The 16,429-nt window shown below is 73.0% G+C and carries 16 protein-coding genes and 1 riboswitch; of the genes, 8 read left to right on the forward strand and 8 right to left on the reverse strand.

Annotated elements, in window-relative coordinates; all coding sequences use genetic code 11:
* Nucleotides 1-52 precede the first annotated feature (52 nt).
* Both M1E25_RS07735 and thrC read right to left on the reverse strand, forming a co-directional pair.
* Entirely contained in the window at nt 53-328 is a 276-nt protein-coding gene (locus M1E25_RS07735; RefSeq protein WP_251411734.1) for a MoaD/ThiS family protein, read from the reverse strand.
* Nucleotides 329-450: 122 nt separating this feature from the next.
* Nucleotides 451-1,743: a threonine synthase gene (gene thrC, locus M1E25_RS07740; RefSeq protein ID WP_251411736.1), complete on the reverse strand. Its 1,293-nt coding sequence runs from the start codon at nt 1,741-1,743 to the stop codon at nt 451-453.
* A gap of 17 nt (nt 1,744-1,760) precedes the next feature.
* A riboswitch (SAM riboswitch) is annotated at nt 1,761-1,886 on the reverse strand.
* A 217-nt stretch (nt 1,887-2,103) separates the two neighbouring features.
* Between thrC and M1E25_RS07745 the strand changes: the two genes are divergently transcribed.
* Together M1E25_RS07745 and M1E25_RS07750 are read left to right on the forward strand one after the other, a co-directional pair.
* A complete protein-coding gene (locus M1E25_RS07745) occupies nt 2,104-3,099 on the forward strand; it encodes a glucosyl-3-phosphoglycerate synthase (protein ID WP_251411738.1) in 996 nt (331 codons plus the stop codon).
* Between the two features lie 112 nt (nt 3,100-3,211).
* Entirely contained in the window at nt 3,212-4,720 is a 1,509-nt protein-coding gene (locus tag M1E25_RS07750; RefSeq protein WP_251411740.1) for an alpha,alpha-trehalose-phosphate synthase (UDP-forming), read from the forward strand.
* A gap of 31 nt (nt 4,721-4,751) precedes the next feature.
* Here M1E25_RS07750 and otsB read toward each other — a convergent pair whose 3' ends face one another.
* From otsB to M1E25_RS07765, 3 genes are read right to left on the reverse strand one after another with little or no spacing between them, the layout of a single operon-like run.
* Complete coding sequence (gene otsB / locus M1E25_RS07755) at nt 4,752-5,621, reverse strand: trehalose-phosphatase (protein WP_251411742.1); 870 nt, start codon at nt 5,619-5,621, stop codon at nt 4,752-4,754.
* Between the two features lie 47 nt (nt 5,622-5,668).
* A complete protein-coding gene (locus tag M1E25_RS07760) occupies nt 5,669-5,947 on the reverse strand; it encodes a DUF3263 domain-containing protein (protein WP_251411744.1) in 279 nt (92 codons plus the stop codon).
* Nucleotides 5,944-7,215: an extracellular solute-binding protein gene (locus M1E25_RS07765; protein WP_251411746.1), complete on the reverse strand. Its 1,272-nt coding sequence runs from the start codon at nt 7,213-7,215 to the stop codon at nt 5,944-5,946. The genes M1E25_RS07760 and M1E25_RS07765 overlap by 4 nt, the downstream gene beginning before the upstream one ends.
* Before the next feature lie 202 nt (nt 7,216-7,417).
* Between M1E25_RS07765 and M1E25_RS07770 the strand changes: the two genes are divergently transcribed.
* The 3 genes from M1E25_RS07770 (at nt 7,418) to M1E25_RS07780 (ending at nt 10,583) form a co-directional block, all read left to right on the forward strand.
* Nucleotides 7,418-8,347, forward strand: a complete 930-nt coding sequence (locus M1E25_RS07770) for an ROK family protein (RefSeq protein ID WP_251411748.1) — start codon at nt 7,418-7,420, stop codon at nt 8,345-8,347.
* A 7-nt stretch (nt 8,348-8,354) separates the two neighbouring features.
* Entirely contained in the window at nt 8,355-9,539 is a 1,185-nt protein-coding gene (nagA, locus tag M1E25_RS07775; protein WP_251411749.1) for an N-acetylglucosamine-6-phosphate deacetylase, read from the forward strand.
* A 102-nt stretch (nt 9,540-9,641) separates the two neighbouring features.
* Entirely contained in the window at nt 9,642-10,583 is a 942-nt protein-coding gene (locus tag M1E25_RS07780; protein ID WP_251411750.1) for a 1-phosphofructokinase family hexose kinase, read from the forward strand.
* A 140-nt stretch (nt 10,584-10,723) separates the two neighbouring features.
* On the opposite strand, the gene M1E25_RS07785 is transcribed toward M1E25_RS07780, so the two are convergent.
* Both M1E25_RS07785 and cdgB read right to left on the reverse strand, forming a co-directional pair.
* On the reverse strand, nt 10,724-11,722 hold the full coding sequence (locus M1E25_RS07785) for a carbohydrate-binding protein (RefSeq protein ID WP_251411751.1): 999 nt from the start codon (nt 11,720-11,722) through the stop codon (nt 10,724-10,726).
* 336 nt (nt 11,723-12,058) lie between these two features.
* Nucleotides 12,059-13,729, reverse strand: coding sequence for a diguanylate cyclase CdgB (gene cdgB, locus M1E25_RS07790; RefSeq protein ID WP_251411752.1), 1,671 nt, complete (start codon nt 13,727-13,729; stop codon nt 12,059-12,061).
* 355 nt (nt 13,730-14,084) lie between these two features.
* Here cdgB and M1E25_RS07795 point away from each other — a divergent pair, with 355 nt between their 5' ends.
* Entirely contained in the window at nt 14,085-14,561 is a 477-nt protein-coding gene (locus M1E25_RS07795; RefSeq protein WP_372500541.1) for a flavin reductase family protein, read from the forward strand.
* Nucleotides 14,562-14,642: 81 nt separating this feature from the next.
* Here the strand turns inward: M1E25_RS07795 and arfB are convergent, their stop codons facing one another.
* Nucleotides 14,643-15,071, reverse strand: coding sequence for an alternative ribosome rescue aminoacyl-tRNA hydrolase ArfB (arfB, locus tag M1E25_RS07800; RefSeq protein WP_251411754.1), 429 nt, complete (start codon nt 15,069-15,071; stop codon nt 14,643-14,645).
* 173 nt (nt 15,072-15,244) lie between these two features.
* On the opposite strand from arfB, the gene M1E25_RS07805 reads away from it, so the two are divergent.
* Together M1E25_RS07805 and M1E25_RS07810 are read left to right on the forward strand one after the other, a co-directional pair.
* Entirely contained in the window at nt 15,245-15,820 is a 576-nt protein-coding gene (locus M1E25_RS07805; protein ID WP_251411755.1) for a TerD family protein, read from the forward strand.
* A 185-nt stretch (nt 15,821-16,005) separates the two neighbouring features.
* Nucleotides 16,006-16,245: a hypothetical protein gene (locus tag M1E25_RS07810; RefSeq protein ID WP_251411756.1), complete on the forward strand. Its 240-nt coding sequence runs from the start codon at nt 16,006-16,008 to the stop codon at nt 16,243-16,245.
* The last annotated feature ends 184 nt before the right edge of the window (nt 16,246-16,429 follow it).

Below are 16,429 nucleotides of genomic sequence, written 5' to 3' on the forward strand. Positions count from 1 at the left end.
GGGCACGCGCAGCACCCGTCGGCCCGGAGGCGGCCCGGAAGCGGTCGGGGCCTCAGCCGCCCGCGACGGCCGGAATGATCGAGACGCCGGCGCCGTCCGGGGTGGGGGTCCCGAGGCCCTCGACGAACCGGACGTCGTCGTCGTTGACGTACACGTTCACGAACCGGCGCAGCTTCCCGGTGTCGTCCAGCACCCGTGCGCCGATGCCCTGGTGGTTCTTCTCCAGGTCGGCGAGCACCTCGGCGAGCGTGGCTCCCTCGGCGGAGACCTCGGCCTGTCCGCCGGTGTAGGTGCGCAGGATGGTCGGGATACGGACGTTGACGCTCATGCTTGGCTCCTCGCTGGTCTCTCGGACGCGCACTCGGCGCGCCCCGGATGAATCGCCCGGCCACCGCGCCGTACCCGCCGGGTGCCCCCGGGCCGGGCGGCGCTGCGGCGCGCGCACGCCGGTCAGGCCAGTCCGGCCTCACGGAAGGCTTCGAGACTGGGGCGGATGGTCGCGGAAGGGCCGGTGGTGGGCGCCACCGCGTCCAGGGTCTTGAGGCCGTCGCCGGTGTTGAGGACGACCGTGTCCTCGGCCGGGTCGATCGCGCCGGTCTCGATCAGCTTCCTCAGCACGCCGACCGTCACGCCGCCCGCCGTCTCGGCGAAGACGCCCTCGGTGCGGGCCAGCAGCTTGATCGCGTCGACGACCTGCTCGTCGTTCACGTCCTCCACGGCGCCGCCGGTGCGCCGGCAGATGTCCAGCACGTACGGCCCGTCGGCCGGGTTGCCGATGGCCAGCGACTTCGCGATGGTGTCGGGCTTCACCGGACGCACCACGTCGTGGCCGTCCTTGAACGCCCGCGAGACCGGGGAACAGCCCTCGGCCTGGGCGCCGAAGATCCTGTACGGCCGGTCCTCCACCAGGCCGAGCGCGATCAGCTCCTTGATGCCCTTGTCGATCTTGGTGAGCTGCGAGCCCGAGGCGATCGGGATCACGATGTTGTCCGGGATCCGCCAGCCGAGTTGTTCGCAGATCTCGTACGCCAGCGTCTTCGAGCCCTCGCCGTAGTACGGCCGGAGGTTGACGTTGACGAATCCCCAGCCCTCGCCGACCGGGTCGCCGATCAGTTCCGAGCAGAAGCGGTTCACGTCGTCGTAGTTGCCCTCGATGCCGACCAGGTCACCGCCGTAGACCGCGGCCATGACGACCTTGCCCGCCTCTAGGTCGTGTGGGATGAACACACAGGACCGGAAGCCGGAGCGGGCCGCCGCGGCGCCCACCGCGCCGGCCAGGTTGCCGGTGGACGAACACGAGAGCGTGGTGAAGCCGAAGGCGCGGGCGGCCTCGACGGCGATCGCCACGACACGGTCCTTGAACGAGTGCGTGGGGTTGCCCGAGTCGTCCTTCACGTGGAGGCCGCCGGTGACGCCCAGCTCGCGGGCGAGGTTGTCGGCCTTGATGAGCTTGGTGAAGCCCGGGTTGAGGTTCGGCTGCGAAGCGACGTCGGCGGGGACGGGCAGCAGCGGCGCATACCGCCAGATGCTGTTCGGTCCGGCCTCGATCCGCTTGCGCAGGCCCTCCGGGTCGCCGACCGGAAGGTCGTAGGCCACCTCGAGCGGGCCGAAGCAGGCCTGACAGGCGAAGACCGGGCCGAGCGGTGAACGCTCGCCGCACTCGCGGCAGGAAAGCGCCGCGGCGGGCCCGAGATCGACGGAGGTGGTGGAGTCTGCAGCGTTCTGAGCGGTCTGCACAGCCATGGAGGCGGAAGCCCTTCTCCTCATCTTTCTCGCGACGTCTCTCGCCGCGAGGCGGAATTGGCACCTTCCCGAGTCGGACGATCACCGACCGGAGGGTTGCCGGGGCTTCAACGGGCCGTTCCCTCTGCCCCTCTGGATGAGCGGTATGGCGCCGGGCCTGGCCCGGGCTTTTGTCCCGCGGGGACGACCCCGGTATGCGGGGTTCCTGCGCGTTGCTCAAGACTGTAACCGAAGGCCCGGAGTGCTGAGACAGTCGTCCGAACCGCGAGACACCGCGCATCGGCGCGCGGTCCCGGGCGGACGCCGCGTCCCTCGGCACGCGGTCCGGGAGCACGAAACCAGGCAGGGGCGGAGAGCAGAGTGCTGGACGAGGTGGAGCAGTGGCTGAAGCGGCGCTCCTGGAGCGCCGCCGAGCGGCCCCTGGACCGTCTGCTCACCGCCAAGCGCGCGGCCGGACGGGCGGGCACGGTGAGCGTGGTGCTCCCGGCGCTCGACGAGGAGGCGACGGTCGGCGCGATCGTGGAGACGATCCGCCGCGAGCTGATGAGCGACGCCGTGCCGCTCGTCGACGAACTCGTGGTCCTCGACTCCGGCTCGCGCGACGGCACCGGCCGGGTGGCGGCCGAGGCGGGAGCGCGCGTGGTGCACCGCGACACGGTGCTGCCGCGACTGCCCGCGCTGCCCGGAAAGGGCGAGGTGCTGTGGCGTTCGCTGCTGGTGACCGGCGGCGAGATCGTCTGCTTCGTCGACGCCGACCTCCGGGATTTCCGCGCCTCGTTCGTCTCCGGCATCGTCGGGCCGCTGCTGACCGATCCGGACGTCCGGCTGGTCAAGGCGATGTACGACCGGCCGCTCGCCGGCGCGTCAGCCGCGGCGGGCGGCGCCGCCCGGGGCGGCCGGGTCACCGAGCTCGTCGCCCGGCCGCTGCTCAACCTGCACTGGCCGCGGCTGGCCGGCTTCGTGCAGCCGCTCGGTGGCGAGTACGCCGCCCGCCGCTCGCTGCTGGAACGGCTGCCGTTTCCCGTCGGCTACGGCGTCGAACTGGCCATGCTCGTCGACTCGCTCGATCTGGTCGGCCTCGACGCGCTCGCCCAGGTCGACGTCGGGGTCCGGCACCACCGCCACCAGGACGACCAGGCGCTGGGCCGGATGGCGGCGACCATCTACCGGACCGCCCAGGCGCGGCTCGGCGGCAGCCGGCTGGTGCGGCCGGTGCTGACCCAGTTCGACCGTGCCCCGGACGGCGGTTTCGCCCCCACCGTGCACGAGATCGCAGCGCTGGAGCGGCCTCCGATGGGCACGATCGCCGAGTACGCGGCCCGCCGGGAGCGCGGCTGCGGGGACCAGGTGGCCTGAGCCGGCCGGTGCGGCGACCCACGGCGGCGCGCGCCCGGATCGGCCCGCAGCAACGCGAGCGCGGGTGATCACCGTGCGTTTGAGGACATACGCGACGGGCTAGGCTCGCGACATGGTCGCTGAGCAGCCTGCCCGGATCCTGGTCGCCTCCAACCGCGGCCCGGTCTCGTACACCCGGACCGAGGACGGTGCCGGGCTCGCAGCCAAACGGGGCGGCGGCGGACTCGTCTCGGGCCTGTCGGCCGTCGGCTCGGGCGCGGAGGCGCTGTGGGTGTGCGCCGCGCTCGGGGACGGCGACCGCGAAGCGGTCCGGCGCACTGCCGGCCGGCTCGACCCGGCCGACACCGGCGGGCAGCGCGTGCGCATGCTCGACATCCCGAAGGACGTCTTCACCGACGCCTACAACGGCATCGCGAACTCGGTGCTGTGGTTCGTGCACCACATGCTCTACCGGACGCCCTTCGAACCGGTCTTCGACCAGGAGTTCCGGCGGCAGTGGGCGTCGTACGAGGCGTACAACACGGCATTCGCCGACGCGCTCGCCGAGGAGGCGGCCGAGGAGGCCGCCGTCCTGGTGCAGGACTACCACCTGTGCCTGGTGCCCGGCCTGCTCCGCGAGCGCCGGCCCGATCTGCGCATCGGGCACTTCTCCCACACCCCCTGGGCGCCCGCGGACTGGTTCGCGATGCTGCCCGACGACATCGCCGCGCAGCTGCTCGGGGGCATGCTGGGTGCGGACCGGGTGGCGTTCCTCACCCACCGCTGGGCCACCGCCTTCACCGAGAGCTGCCGGACCGCGCTGCCGGGCCGGTGCACCGTCGAGCCGGGGGACGACGACGGCCTGCCGGTCCTCCGGCACAGCGGCACCGGCTCCCCCGCGGACACCCCGGGAGGCAGGCACCCGCGCACCACCCGGGTCGGTGTGCACGGGCTCGGCGCGGACGCGGACTTCCTGCGCGAACGGGCGCACCGTCCGGACGTCGACGAGCGGCTGGCGACCCTGCGCGCGCAGATCGGCGGAGCGGACCGCAAGGTGATCGTGCGGGTGGACCGGACCGAACTGTCCAAGAACATCGTCCGGGGTCTGCTCGCCTACCGGCACCTGCTGGCGGAGCGGCCGGAGTGGCACGGCCGCGTCGTGCACGTCGCCTTCGCCTACCCCTCCCGGCAGGACCTGGCCGTCTACCGGGAGTACACCGGGGAGGTGCAACGGATCGCCGCGGAGATCAACGCGGCCTTTGCCACGCCGGACTGGCAACCGGTCGAGATGCACGTCCGGGACGACTTCGCGCGCTCGCTGGCCGCGTACCGGCTGGCCGACGTGGTGCTGGTCAACCCGATCCGGGACGGCATGAACCTGGTCGCCAAAGAGGTCCCGGTGGTCTCGGAGCACGGCTGCGCCCTGGTGCTGTCCCGTGAGGCGGGGGCCGCGGAGGACCTGGGCGAGCACGCCGTCATGGTCAATCCGTACGACGTGACGGGCACCGCCGACGCCCTGCACGAGGCGCTGGTGATGCCGGCCGCGGAGCGCACCGACCGCTCCAAGGCGCTGGCGACCGCCGCGACGGCGCTGCCGCCGGCCCGCTGGTTCAAGGACCAGCTGGAAGCGCTGGGCGGCTGACCGCGCGGACGGGTCGCGCTCCCGGCACCGCTCAAGGCGCTCCGAGCCGGTCGGCCAGGGCGTTCAGCAGGCCGACGACACCGTCCGGACCGTCGACCAACAGGTCTGCCTGTGCGGCGAGCTCGGGTGGCGTTCCGGTTCCGGCGGAGCCCCTGGCCGCGCTGCACACCCGCACCCCTGGCACTCCCTCGGCCCGCAGTGCCTCGACGGCGCCGAACGCGGCCAGGTCCCCGAGGTCGTCACCGGCGAACAGCACGGCTCCGGCCCCTGCTGCGCGCACGTGCCCGGTCAGCGCAGCTCCCTTGTCCATCCCGGGCGGGCGGAGCTCCAGCACGAACTTCCCCGGCTCCACGATCAGCGAGTTCCGTTCCGCGAGCCGCGCCAGCGGCTCCCACAGCGCGTCCAGAGCGCCCTGCGGATCAGCGGCACGGCGGGTGTGGACGGCGACGGCACGGCCCTTGTCCTCGATGTACGTGTCCCGCCCGGCGGCCGTCCGCGCCAACACGTCCGGCAGTTCGGCCGTCGCGGCGGCGACCCCCGGGGGCGCGGCGGGCGCCCGGACCTCGCCGGTAGCGGCCTCCCAGCGTTCGGCACCGTAATGGCCGAGGACCACGAGGTGTCCGAGCCCCGGCACCCCCGCGAAGCCGCCGCTGCGCACCGCCACCTCGGCCGGACGCCCCGTCAGCACCGCGACGGAACGCACCAGCGGCGCCAGCCGGACGAGCGCCGGGACTGCGCCGGGGTGGGCCCTTGCCTGCTCGGGGTCGTCGACGATCGGGGCGAGGGTGCCGTCGAAGTCCAGCGCGATCACGGCGTCCTCGGGCCGCGCCAGAAGCGCGGCGAGACCGTCGCGGCCGGCGTCGGTCCGCGAGTCCGGCACGGAGTGCGCGTCACTGCCCATGCGCCGACCCTACCGGCGGGCGCCGCCGGGCCGCCTCCGCCAGGGGACTACCTCCGCCTGCGGCGGGTCTCGCGCAGCCGCCGCAGCCGGTTGACGGTGACCGGATCGTGCGCCAGCGCCAGCGGATCGTCCAGCAGGGCGTTGAGCAGCTGGTAGTAGCGGGTGGGCGACATTCCGAGCTGTTCGCGCACCGCCCGCTCCTTGGCCCCCGGACCGGGCCAGGACCGCCGTTCGAGCGCGAGCACGGCCCGGTCCCGGTCGCTCAGCCCGGCACCGGCCGCGGGCTCCCCGCCGTCCGTGGCCGGCCCGGTCTCGCGATCCGTCATGACGGGCTCGCGTTCTCCGACGCGTCGGCCTCGCGCTGGAGTTCGGCGAGCACGCTCGCCGGGTCGCCGCCCTGCTCGACCGTCTTTCCGATCGTCAGTTTGAGCTTCTTGGCGACCGGCGCCCAGGACTGCTTGTTGACGGGGTAGAACTCGGCGGACGGCAGCTGCTCGAGGAACGGCCACAGGCTGCGGTTCTTGCGGTTCCCGCGCATGGCCTCGGAGGCCGAGTTGGTCACCGGCAGCAGGTTGTACTGCTCGGCGAACTCGAGCACGTTCTTCTTGCTGTACACGAAGTCGAGGAACTTGCCGACCTCGGCGCGGTGGCCGCCCGCCTTGAAGGCCATCATCCAGTCGGCGACACCGGTGGTCGCCGGGGAGGTGCCCCGCCGGCCGGGCAGCGGCACCATCCCGTAGTCCACATTGTTCTTCTCGGCCATGCCCATGAGCGTCGGGTGCCCGTTGAGCATGCCGACCTTGCCCTGGGTGAAGGCGCTGAAGACGTCACGCCGGTCGGTCTTCGCGGGGTGCGGGTTGGTCAGGCCCTTGGCCACCATCTCGTCGCGCAGCCACTGGAAGGTGCGGATGTTCTCGTCCGAGTCGATCGTGTACGTGCCGATCTTGTCGGTGTAGCCGCCGCCTCCCCCGAGGATCCAGTTCAGCGCCTCGGCCTGCGGTTCCTCGGGGCCGAGCGGCAGCCCGTAGGGGACCGGCACGCCGGCCCGCTTGAGCGCCACCGCGGTGTCGCGCAGTTCGTCCCAGGTGCGGGGCGGCTGCGTGATGCCGGCCTTGGCGAAGTGCGCCTTGTTGTAGAAGAGGACACGGGTGCTGGAGACGAACGGCAGGCCGTACTGCACCCGGTGCACCTCGCCGGCCTCGGCCAGTGAGGGTATGAAGTCCGCCTGGTTCGGTATGGAGAGCAGCTCGTCGGCGCTGTAGAGACGGTCCTGGGCCGCGTAGTCGGCGTACGCGCCGATCTGCGCCATGTCCGGCGGGTTCCCGTGCTTCACCATGTCGGCGACGCGGGTGTCCACCTCGTTCCAGTTGTAGACCTTGACGTCCACGTCGATGCCGGAGTGCCCGGCCTCGAAGTCGGCGGCCAGCCGGTCCCAGTACTTCTGGGAGCTGTTCTCGGAGCTGTTGCCGTAGTCCGCCGCGACGAGCCGCAGCGTGACATCGCCGGTGGCCGCTGTGTCGCCGCACCCGGAGAGTGCGGCCGCCATGACCGTCGCGACGCCTGCTGCTGCCAGGCCCAAGTACCGCCGCTGCACTGACGTACCCCTTTTTCATGGTTGTTCCTCGGCACCGGGCCGTGTGGGTCCCGGCAGGTCTGCGAGTCTGCTGTACCGGGATGACAAGGTCCACACCGGGGTCGGCCACCGACCGGCCGGTGGCCGCCGGGTGTCCGGCCCATGACGCACACACGGCCCAGTGGACTAGACCTCTCGTCCCCGCGCCGGGAGACTGGGGCCCGTGAGACACGTCATCGCCCTCGATGTGGGCGGAACCGGCATGAAGGCGGCGCTCGTCGGCACGGACGGCAGCGTGCTGCACGAGGCGCACCGGCCGACACGCGGCGAGGACGGACCCGAAGCCGTGGTCGCCTCCGTCCTCGACTTCGCCGCGGACCTCCGGGACGTCGGACGGCACCGGCTCGGCGAACCCCCCGCGGCGGCCGGGATCGCGGTGCCCGGCGTCGTCGACGACGAACGCGGCATCGCCCGCTGGTCCGCCAACCTCGGCTGGCGGGACGTGCCGCTGCGCCGGCTGCTCGCCGAGCGGCTCGGCGACCCGGACCTCCCCGTGGCCCTCGGCCACGACGTGCGTGCCGGTGCCCTGGCCGAGGGCCGCAGCGGTGCCGGCGCAGGCTGTGACCGCTTCCTGTTCGTCGCCCTGGGCACCGGCATCGCGGCGGCCCTCGGCACCGGCGGCCGCATCGACGCCGGCGCGCACGGGCAGGCGGGCGAGCTCGGCCATGTCGTCGTACGCCCCGACGGTCCGGTCTGCGGCTGCGGCCGGCGCGGCTGTCTGGAGCGGATCGCCTCGGCCTCCGCCGTCGCCCGCAGCTGGGCCGCGGCCGGAGGTGACCCGGAGGCCGGTGCGGCCGGCTGCGCCCGGGCGGTCGACGCGGGCGACGAACGGGCCCGCGCCGTCTGGTCGGAGGCAATCGGCGCCCTCGCCGACGGCCTGGTCACCGCCGTCACGCTGCTGGACCCGGAACGCATCGTCGTCGGCGGCGGGCTGGCCGCCGCGGGCGAGACCCTGTTCGGCCCGCTGCGCAGCGCGGTCGCCGAACGTCTGACGTTCCAGCACACTCCCCACATCGTGCCGGCGGCCCTCGGGGAGAGCGCCGGCTGCCTGGGTGCGTCGCTGCTCGCCCGGGACCTGATCACACGGAGGTAACCACCTGATGTCCGGACCCATGGTTCTCGACGGTGCGCGCCTGGTACTGCCGTCCGGCGTGGTCGACAGCGGCCGGCTGGTCGTCGACGGGGCCGTCGTCGCGTCCGTCACCGCGGACGGGGGTGTGGCTGCGGTGCCGGACGCGCCCGAGCCGCTCGACCTGTCCGGCCACTGGATCGTGCCCGGGTTCGTCGACATGCACGTCCACGGCGGGGGCGGCGCCTCCTTCTCCGCGGGCACCCCCGAGGAGGCGCTGCGGGCGGTCGCCGCCCACCGGCGCCACGGCACGACCACGACCGTCGCCTCCACCGTCACCGGAAGCCTGGACGACCTGTCCCGGCAGGCCGCCGCACTCGCGGAACTCGTCGAGCAGGGCGACCTCGCGGGGCTGCACTTCGAGGGGCCGTTCATCGCGGGCAGCCGCTGCGGGGCCCACGATCCGACCCTGCTGCGGGACCCCGACCCGACGGACGTCCGACGGCTCCTGCGCGCCGCCCGCGGCACCGCGCGGATGGTCACACTCGCCCCCGAACTCCCGGGCGGACTCGACTCCGTGCGGCTCCTCGCCGAACACGGGGTGATCGCCGCCATCGGCCACACCGACGCGACGTACGAGACCACGGCCGAGGCCGTGGATGCCGGCGCCACCGTGGCGACCCACCTGTTCAACGCCATGCCGGGGCTGCACCACCGCACCCCCGGGCCGGTCGCCGCGCTCCTCGAGGACGACCGGATCACCGTCGAACTCATCGACGACGGCGTGCACGTGCACTCCGCCACCCTGGGTTTGGCCGCGCACCGGAAGGGCCCGGACCGCGTCGCGTTCGTCACCGACGCCATGGGCGCGGCCGGGATGGGCGACGGCCGCTATCCGCTGGGCCCGATGCAGGTCGAGGTGCGGAACGGGGTCGCCCGGCTCCTCGAGAGCGGGACCATCGCCGGCTCCACCCTCACCATGGACGACGCGTTCCGGCGGGCGGTCACCGTCGACGGCTTCTCCGTGACGGACGCCGTACGGGCCTGCTCGGCCACCCCGGCGCGACTGCTCGGCCTGGAGGACCGGGTGGGCTCGCTGGAGCCCGGCAAGGACGCGGACCTGGTCGTCCTGGACGCGGACTTCCGCCCGGTCGGCGTGATGCGCAAGGGCGTGTGGGTCGTCCAGCCCGCCCGAACACCCTCCCGCCTGCAGTGAGTTCTGCCAGGCGGGTGGTTCCCGGGGGTGCCCTCCGCGCAGCTGCAATGGCATGATCACTCGCGCACTCGTACGGAAGACCGTGCCACGGGGAGGGAAAACGTGATCCTCACGGTCACGCTCAATGCCGCCCTCGACATCACCTACCGCGTCCCGCGGTTCGAGCCGTCGGCCTCGCACCGCGTCTCGGAGGTGACCGAGCGCCCCGGCGGCAAGGGACTCAACGTGGCGCGCGTTCTCGCGGCTCTCGGCCATCGCAGCGTCGTCACCGGATTCGCCGGCGGCCCCACCGGCGACCTGCTGCGCAGACTGCTCGCCGGCTCGCCCGGCGGGGAACGCCTGGAGGACGCCCTCACGCCGATATCCGGCGAGACCCGGCGCACGGTCGGTGTGGCCGACACCAGGAACGGGGGGACCACGCAGTTCAACGAACCCGGGCCGGTCGTCACCCGGACCGAGTGGGACACGTTCTGCGAGACGTTCCGCGCCCGCCTCGGCGAGGCCACCGCGGTGGCACTGTGCGGCAGCCTGCCGCCGGGCCTCCCGGTCGGCAGCTACGCCACCCTGGTGCGCGCCGCGCAGTCCGCCGGGGTGCCCGTCCTGCTCGACACCAGTGGCGAACCGCTGCGCCGCGGCATCGCGGCCCGGCCCGACCTCGTCAAGCCGAACACGGACGAACTGACGGGGCTCACCGGCTTCACCGAGCCCGTCCAGGCCGCCCGCGAGGCCCGGCGGCGGGGCGCCCGTGCGGTTGCGGCGTCGCTGGGCGCCGAGGGCATGCTGGTGGCCACCGCTGACGGCGGTTGGCGCGCCGCCCCGCCGCGCCGGATCCGGGGCAACGCCACCGGCGCGGGCGACTCGGCGGTGGCGGGTCTGCTCTCGGCGCTCGCCGAAGGCCAGGCCTGGCCGCAGCGGCTGGCCCGTGCCGTCGCCCTGTCCGCGGCGACCGTACTGGCCCCGGCGGCCGGGGAGTTCGACCGGTCCGCGTACGAGGACCTGTTGCCGCGGATCGACGTCAGGGCCTGCGCCTCCCCGGTGGTGTGACGCCGCCTCTGTGGTGCCCGGACCGTGAACAACAGACCGTCGAACCGCCCCTGCAGCGACGAAGACCCGGGAAAATGCCGGGACTTCTTGCTCGGCGCGAGCCGTGCGGCTCCCGGGGGCGCTGCCCGGCCGCCTCGGGGCTACTTCTTGACCTGACCGCTCTTCAGCCGCACCCAGTCGAGGTTGAAGTTGCACTGGTTGCCCTGCGCACAGGACACCTGGATGGCGTTGGTGCCCTCGTTGAGTTCGATCCAGGCGAACGTGCGGGTCCAGCCCTTGTCCCACTCCCCGGGCTTGGCGTTCGCGTAGTTCTTCAGCGGCAGCGGCTCGGTACGCGGCTTGCCGTTGACGACGAGCGTCGCGTTGGCGTCCTGGCCGGGGACCCCGTAGCCGACGAACAGCGTGTACAGCCCCTTCTTGGGCACGTCCACGCTCCACGAGGCCGTCGCCCCCGGCTGCTGCATGCCGCCGACGTAGGCACCGCTGCCGGACGTCGCGTTGGGGACGTCGCGCGCCGGGGTGGCACCGCCGTCCAGCCGCAGACCGACCGCGTCCTTCTTGCCCGTCGCAAACGGCTTGTCGGGACGCTTCCGCTCGCGGGAGCCCTCCTGGTCCCGACCGCCGTCGCCGGAGTCCGCCACGGCAGCCGCAGCGTCGTCCTTCCCCGGCTCCCGCCCGTCGTCGTTCCCGTTGGACGCCATCGCCACGCCGATGCCGATGACCACGGCCCCGACCACCGCGATGGCGCCGATCAGCAGTCCCTTGTTGTTGGGGCCGCGGGACGCCTGGCGCACCGCGGCGCGCCCGCCGGGGTTGACGCCTTCGGAGGGAGCCCCGCCCGGCAGTGTCTCGGGGGCGGCGTAGTGGGGGTTGGGGCTCGTCCGGTCGTAACCGGAACCGCCGTAGCCCTGGGGCTGCTGCGCCTGCTGACCGTACTGGCGCTCCCCGACCCGCTTGACCTGGTTGTAGGAGGTGCGCGGAACCCCGGGCTGCGGGGCCGTGCCGGGGTAGCCGTAACCGCCCGCACGAGGCGCCGCGCCGGTGTTCGCCTCCGCTCCGCCGTCGCCGCCCTCGGAGCGGTACAGATAGCCGAACGGATCGTCGTTCTCGGGGCTCGCGCCGTTGTTGCCGGCCGTCATCCCGTTTCACTCCCCAACTTCGTTCACCGGAACCACCGGCGCCTCGTGAAGGCGCTCGACAGCATCTTCCAGGGCCAAGGGGGCCGTGGTGAATCCTGCGCCGACCCGATGGCCAATGTTCATGATCGATTCATCGTCACGGCAGCGTCGCCGGTCGACCGAGCCTACCGGGTCCGCGCGCACAGGGGTCCATCACTCGTACAGGTGTACCGGCTTCCGCAGTGCGGCGGACGCCCCGTCCACCAGGTCCGGGACAGGACGCAGCGGTCCGGGCGCACCGAGCGCCCCGTGACCAAAATCCCACGGCCCGGTCGGCGGGAGCGTGCGGGGCACCCCTCATCCCACCCGGCGCTGCGCCTTCGACCGGGAGCGCTTCTCCACGTACATGCGCTGGTCGGCGGACTGGAGGACCTCCTCCGCGGACATGCCGCAGCCCGCCCAGCCGATGCCGAAGCTCGCCCCCACCCGCACGGCCCGGCCGTCGACCCGTATCGGCGGGATGATCGCGTTGCGCAGCCGGGCCGCGAGGTCCTCGGCGTCGCCGCGGCCGAGCCCGTCCGCCAGGACCACGAACTCGTCGCCGCCGAGCCGGGCGACCGTGTCACCGTCCCGCACCTCGTCGGTGAGTCGGCGGGCGACCTCGATGAGCACGGCGTCGCCGGTGTGGTGGCCGAACCGGTCGTTGATCGACTTGAAGCCGTCCAGGTCGCAGAAGAGCACGGCCAGCCCCTTGACGTCGTCGCCGGCGTTTTCGCCCGGGGCCACCGCGTGCACGTGCGGCACGAACGGGGCGGGCCGGACGCCGGAGCGGCTGCCGAAGGCAGCGTCGAAGCCGTCCGCGCGGAACACGTTCCCGCCGGGCTCGAGAGCAAGACCGTAGGCGGAGCCGGTCGTGACGTCGAGCGCCGGGCCCGAGACCCCGTTCTGCGGGCTGCCGCACAGCCGGCCGCTCAACCGGGCACGCAGTTCCGCGCTGTTGGGCAGACCGGTGAGCGAGTCGTGGCTGGCCCGGTGCGCGAGCTGCAGCTCGTGCCGCTTGCGCTCCTCGATGTCCTCGACGTGGGTGAGCAGGAAGCGGGGGCCGTCGGCGGTGTCCGCGACCACGGAGTTGCGCAGCGAGACCCAGACGTAGACGCCCTCGCGGCGGGCCAGCCGCAGCTCGGCCCGGCCGCCCTCGGCGGACGTGCGCAGCAGCAGCCCGACGTCGTCGGGATGCACGAGGTCGGCGAAGGAGAAGCGGCGCATCGCGGCGGCAGGACGGCCCAGCAGTCGGCACAGCGCGTCGTTGGCGCGCAGCAGACGGCCGTGCTCCTCCCCGCCCATCTCGACGATGGCCATGCCGCTCGGCGCGTACTCGAAGGCCTGCCGGAAGCTCTCCTCGCTGGCCCGCAGCGCCTGCTGCTCCCGTTCGAGCCGGACGAGCGCGCGCTGCATGTTGGAGCGCAGCCGGGCGTTGCCGATCGCGATGGCGGCCTGGAACGCGTACATCTGGAGGGCCTCGCGGCCCCACGGGCCGGGCACCCGGCCCTTCGGCGGCCGGTCCACGGACAGGACGCCGAGGAGTTCCTCGCCGCCGCTGACGTACATCGGCGCGTACAGCCGGTCCTGCGGGTGCCAGTCGCCGTCGTTGCGGGGCTCCGGGCCGTCGGTGTGCCACTGGGGAACGTCGTCGTCCTCGAGGACCCAGCCCTCGGTGTGCGACACGAACCGCAGGTCGCCCCAGCGTTCGCCCATCGCGAGCCGCCGCTCCCAGGAGCTGCGGGAGCCGACCCGTCCGGCGAGGAGCGCCTCGGCGCCCGGGCTGCCGGAGACCGCGGCGACGACGAGGTCTCCGTCGGGACGCACCAGGTTCACGGCCGCCAGTTCGTAGCCCAGGCCGGACGTGGCCCCGTCGGCGACGGCCTGGAGGGTCTCCGCCAGGCTGCGGGCGGTGTTCAGCCCCGCGACCACGTCGTGGAGCTGCCGCAGGGTCGCAAGGCGGACATACGGCTCCGACTCGGTCTCCATGCTCGCTACCCCCGAGACCTCACTCGACTCCCGGCTGGATGTCCTCCAACTGCCACCGCCACTGAATCACAGTGAGCTGTGCCATCGGTACACAGGGTCAGCAATAACCCCTTCCTGTGACTCAAGTCACACCTGAACTCCGGTGCGCCGGACGGTGGCCCACCCGCCCCGGACGGTTCCGGGGCGCGCGCCGGTTGCCCTGGGGCGACAGGCGGACCCGGTCCGGGACCGGAGCCCGATGCCCCCGGCCGGGAACGCGGATACCGTTCCGGACGTGTTGCACCCGACGTCTTCCCCCCGCCCGGAGATCATCCCTCATGCTGAGGGTGTGAGTGACGACGAGTTCCGGGCCGCCATGTCCCGGCTTCCGGCCGGCGTGGTCCTGGTGACCGCCCACGACCCCGACGACGGCCCGGACGGAGAGGACGCGGGCATGACCGCCACGGCGTTCATGTCGGTCTCCCTCGACCCCAAGCTGGTGGTGCTGAGCGTGCGCGAGGGCTCCCGGATGGACGAACTGCTCGAGCAGGTACCCCTGTGGGCGGTCTCGGTGCTGGCGGAGACCCAGCGGCAGACGGCCGGACGGTTCGCGATGAAGGGCCGGCTCGGCGACCGGCTGCTCTTCCAGGACCTGGGCTACGAGCGGGGGGATGCCTCGGGTGCCCCGCTGATCGACGGCGCGCTGGCGCTGCTGGAGTGCCGGACCGAACAGCGGGTGCCCGCGGGCGACCACACACTGGTGATCGGCCGGGTGCTCACTGCCCGCACGCCCGCCGTGCAGGCCGGGCCGCTGGCGTACTACCGGGGACGCTACCGGCGGCTGGACCGTTGAGGCGGGCCCGCCCGAGCCGGGGCCCGCGCACGCGCCGGGACCGGCCTGCGAGGCTCGGCCGGCGCGCGGTTCCGGCCGGGATCAGGTCCAGTCCCGGCCGCTGCGCCCGCGCTTGGTGTCCGCCCGGCGCTTCTTCTCACGCAGCCGGCGCTCGTTGATTCCGCGCGGGATCTTCGTGGGCCTGCGGGAGCGGGGCGGCGGGGCCGTCGCCTCCGCCAGCAGGGCGGCCAGCCGGTGGGCCGCGGTCTCCCGGTTGCGCCACTGCGAGCGGTGCTCGGAGGCGCGCACGGTCACCACCCCGTCGGCGAGGCGGCCGGCGAGCCGCTCCAGCGCCCGCTCCTTCCACACCGGCGGCAGCGCGCGGGTGTTCACGAGGTCGAAGCGCAACTCGACCTGGGTGTCACTGGTGTTGACGTGCTGCCCGCCGGGACCGGAGGAACGGGAGAAGCGCCACATGAGCTCGGCCTCCGGCAGGGAGACCGAACCGCGGATGACGTAGGGCCCGGACATGCCTCCATGATCCTCGACATCCGGGCGCGCGTCATACGGTTATACGCCCGCCGCCCGACGGTAAAGAATGCAAAGCCGAGGCGGAACCCGGCGCAGTTCCCTTGCGTTCAAGAGGGTGACGCCAACGTCGTTACGGGTACGAAGCCCGGCACACCGAAGGAAAGGGACAACCCATGCCTGTAAGCCTGTCCAAGGGCGGCAACGTCTCGCTCACCAAGGAGGCTCCCGGCCTCACCGCGGTCACCGTGGGCCTGGGGTGGGACGTCCGCACCACCACCGGGACGGACTTCGACCTCGACGCGAGCGCCATCGCCGTGAACGGCGACGGCACGGTGGTCTCGGACTCCCACTTCGTGTTCTTCAACAACAAGTCCACCCCCGACCGGACGATCGTGCACACCGGTGACAACCGCACCGGTGAGGGTTCGGGCGACGACGAGCAGATCAACGTCGACCTCCAGGGCCTGCCCACCGACGTCAACAAGATCGTCTTCCCGGTCTCGATCTACGACGCCGAGACCCGCAGCCAGAACTTCGGCCAGGTCCGGAACGCCTACATCCGGGTCGTGAACCAGGCCGGAGGCACCGAGATCGCCCGCTACGACCTGAGCGAGGACGCCGCCACCGAGACCGCCATGGTCTTCGGCGAGCTGTACCGCAACGGCGCCGAGTGGAAGTTCCGTGCCGTGGGCCAGGGTTACGCCTCCGGACTGACCGGCATCGCCCAGGACTTCGGCGTCAACGTCTGACCTGCCCGCCGGACTTGCACCGGCGCCGACACGCAGTGCCGACGGGCGCCCGGTCCCAGCAGACCGCGCCCGGTCGGCACAGCGTGCGGCGTGATCCTCGAACCCCTCACACCCTCCGCGGAGGCGGAACCAGAGCCTCCGGAACTCCCCGCGCCGCCGCTTGCCGAACCCTCCGCGCTCCACCGGTGCGACCCGGTCTTCCAGCGGATCAGCAGGGGGGTCCCGACCCGGACGACCTCCGGCCCGAGCACGTCGCCGTCGGCCTCGCCGCGGAACTCGGGCACCCGTCCGCCGAAGTGCTGCCCGCACGTGACGACGACCGGATCGTCGGCGCGGCCATCACCCTTGCCGAGCGCCCCGACCCCGTCGGCCCGGATCCCCGGATCGGCCTGCTCATGGTCCACGGCAAGAACCGACGCTCCTGATACGGGAGCGAGTCGGCCCGCCTCATGAAGAAGCGACCGGCCGTTGCCGGACACCTCGCGGTCCGGTCGGCGGTCCCGGAGCGCAGCACGCGCGCCCTCGCCTCCCGAACCGCCCAGGGCCACGATTTCCGCGCACCGGCCTCGCTTCGTGATGCACAAGAAGCCTGCACACAACACCGCATGA

This window comes from Streptomyces meridianus (assembly GCF_023703325.1).
In the GTDB taxonomy this organism is placed as follows: domain Bacteria; phylum Actinomycetota; class Actinomycetes; order Streptomycetales; family Streptomycetaceae; genus Streptomyces; species Streptomyces meridianus.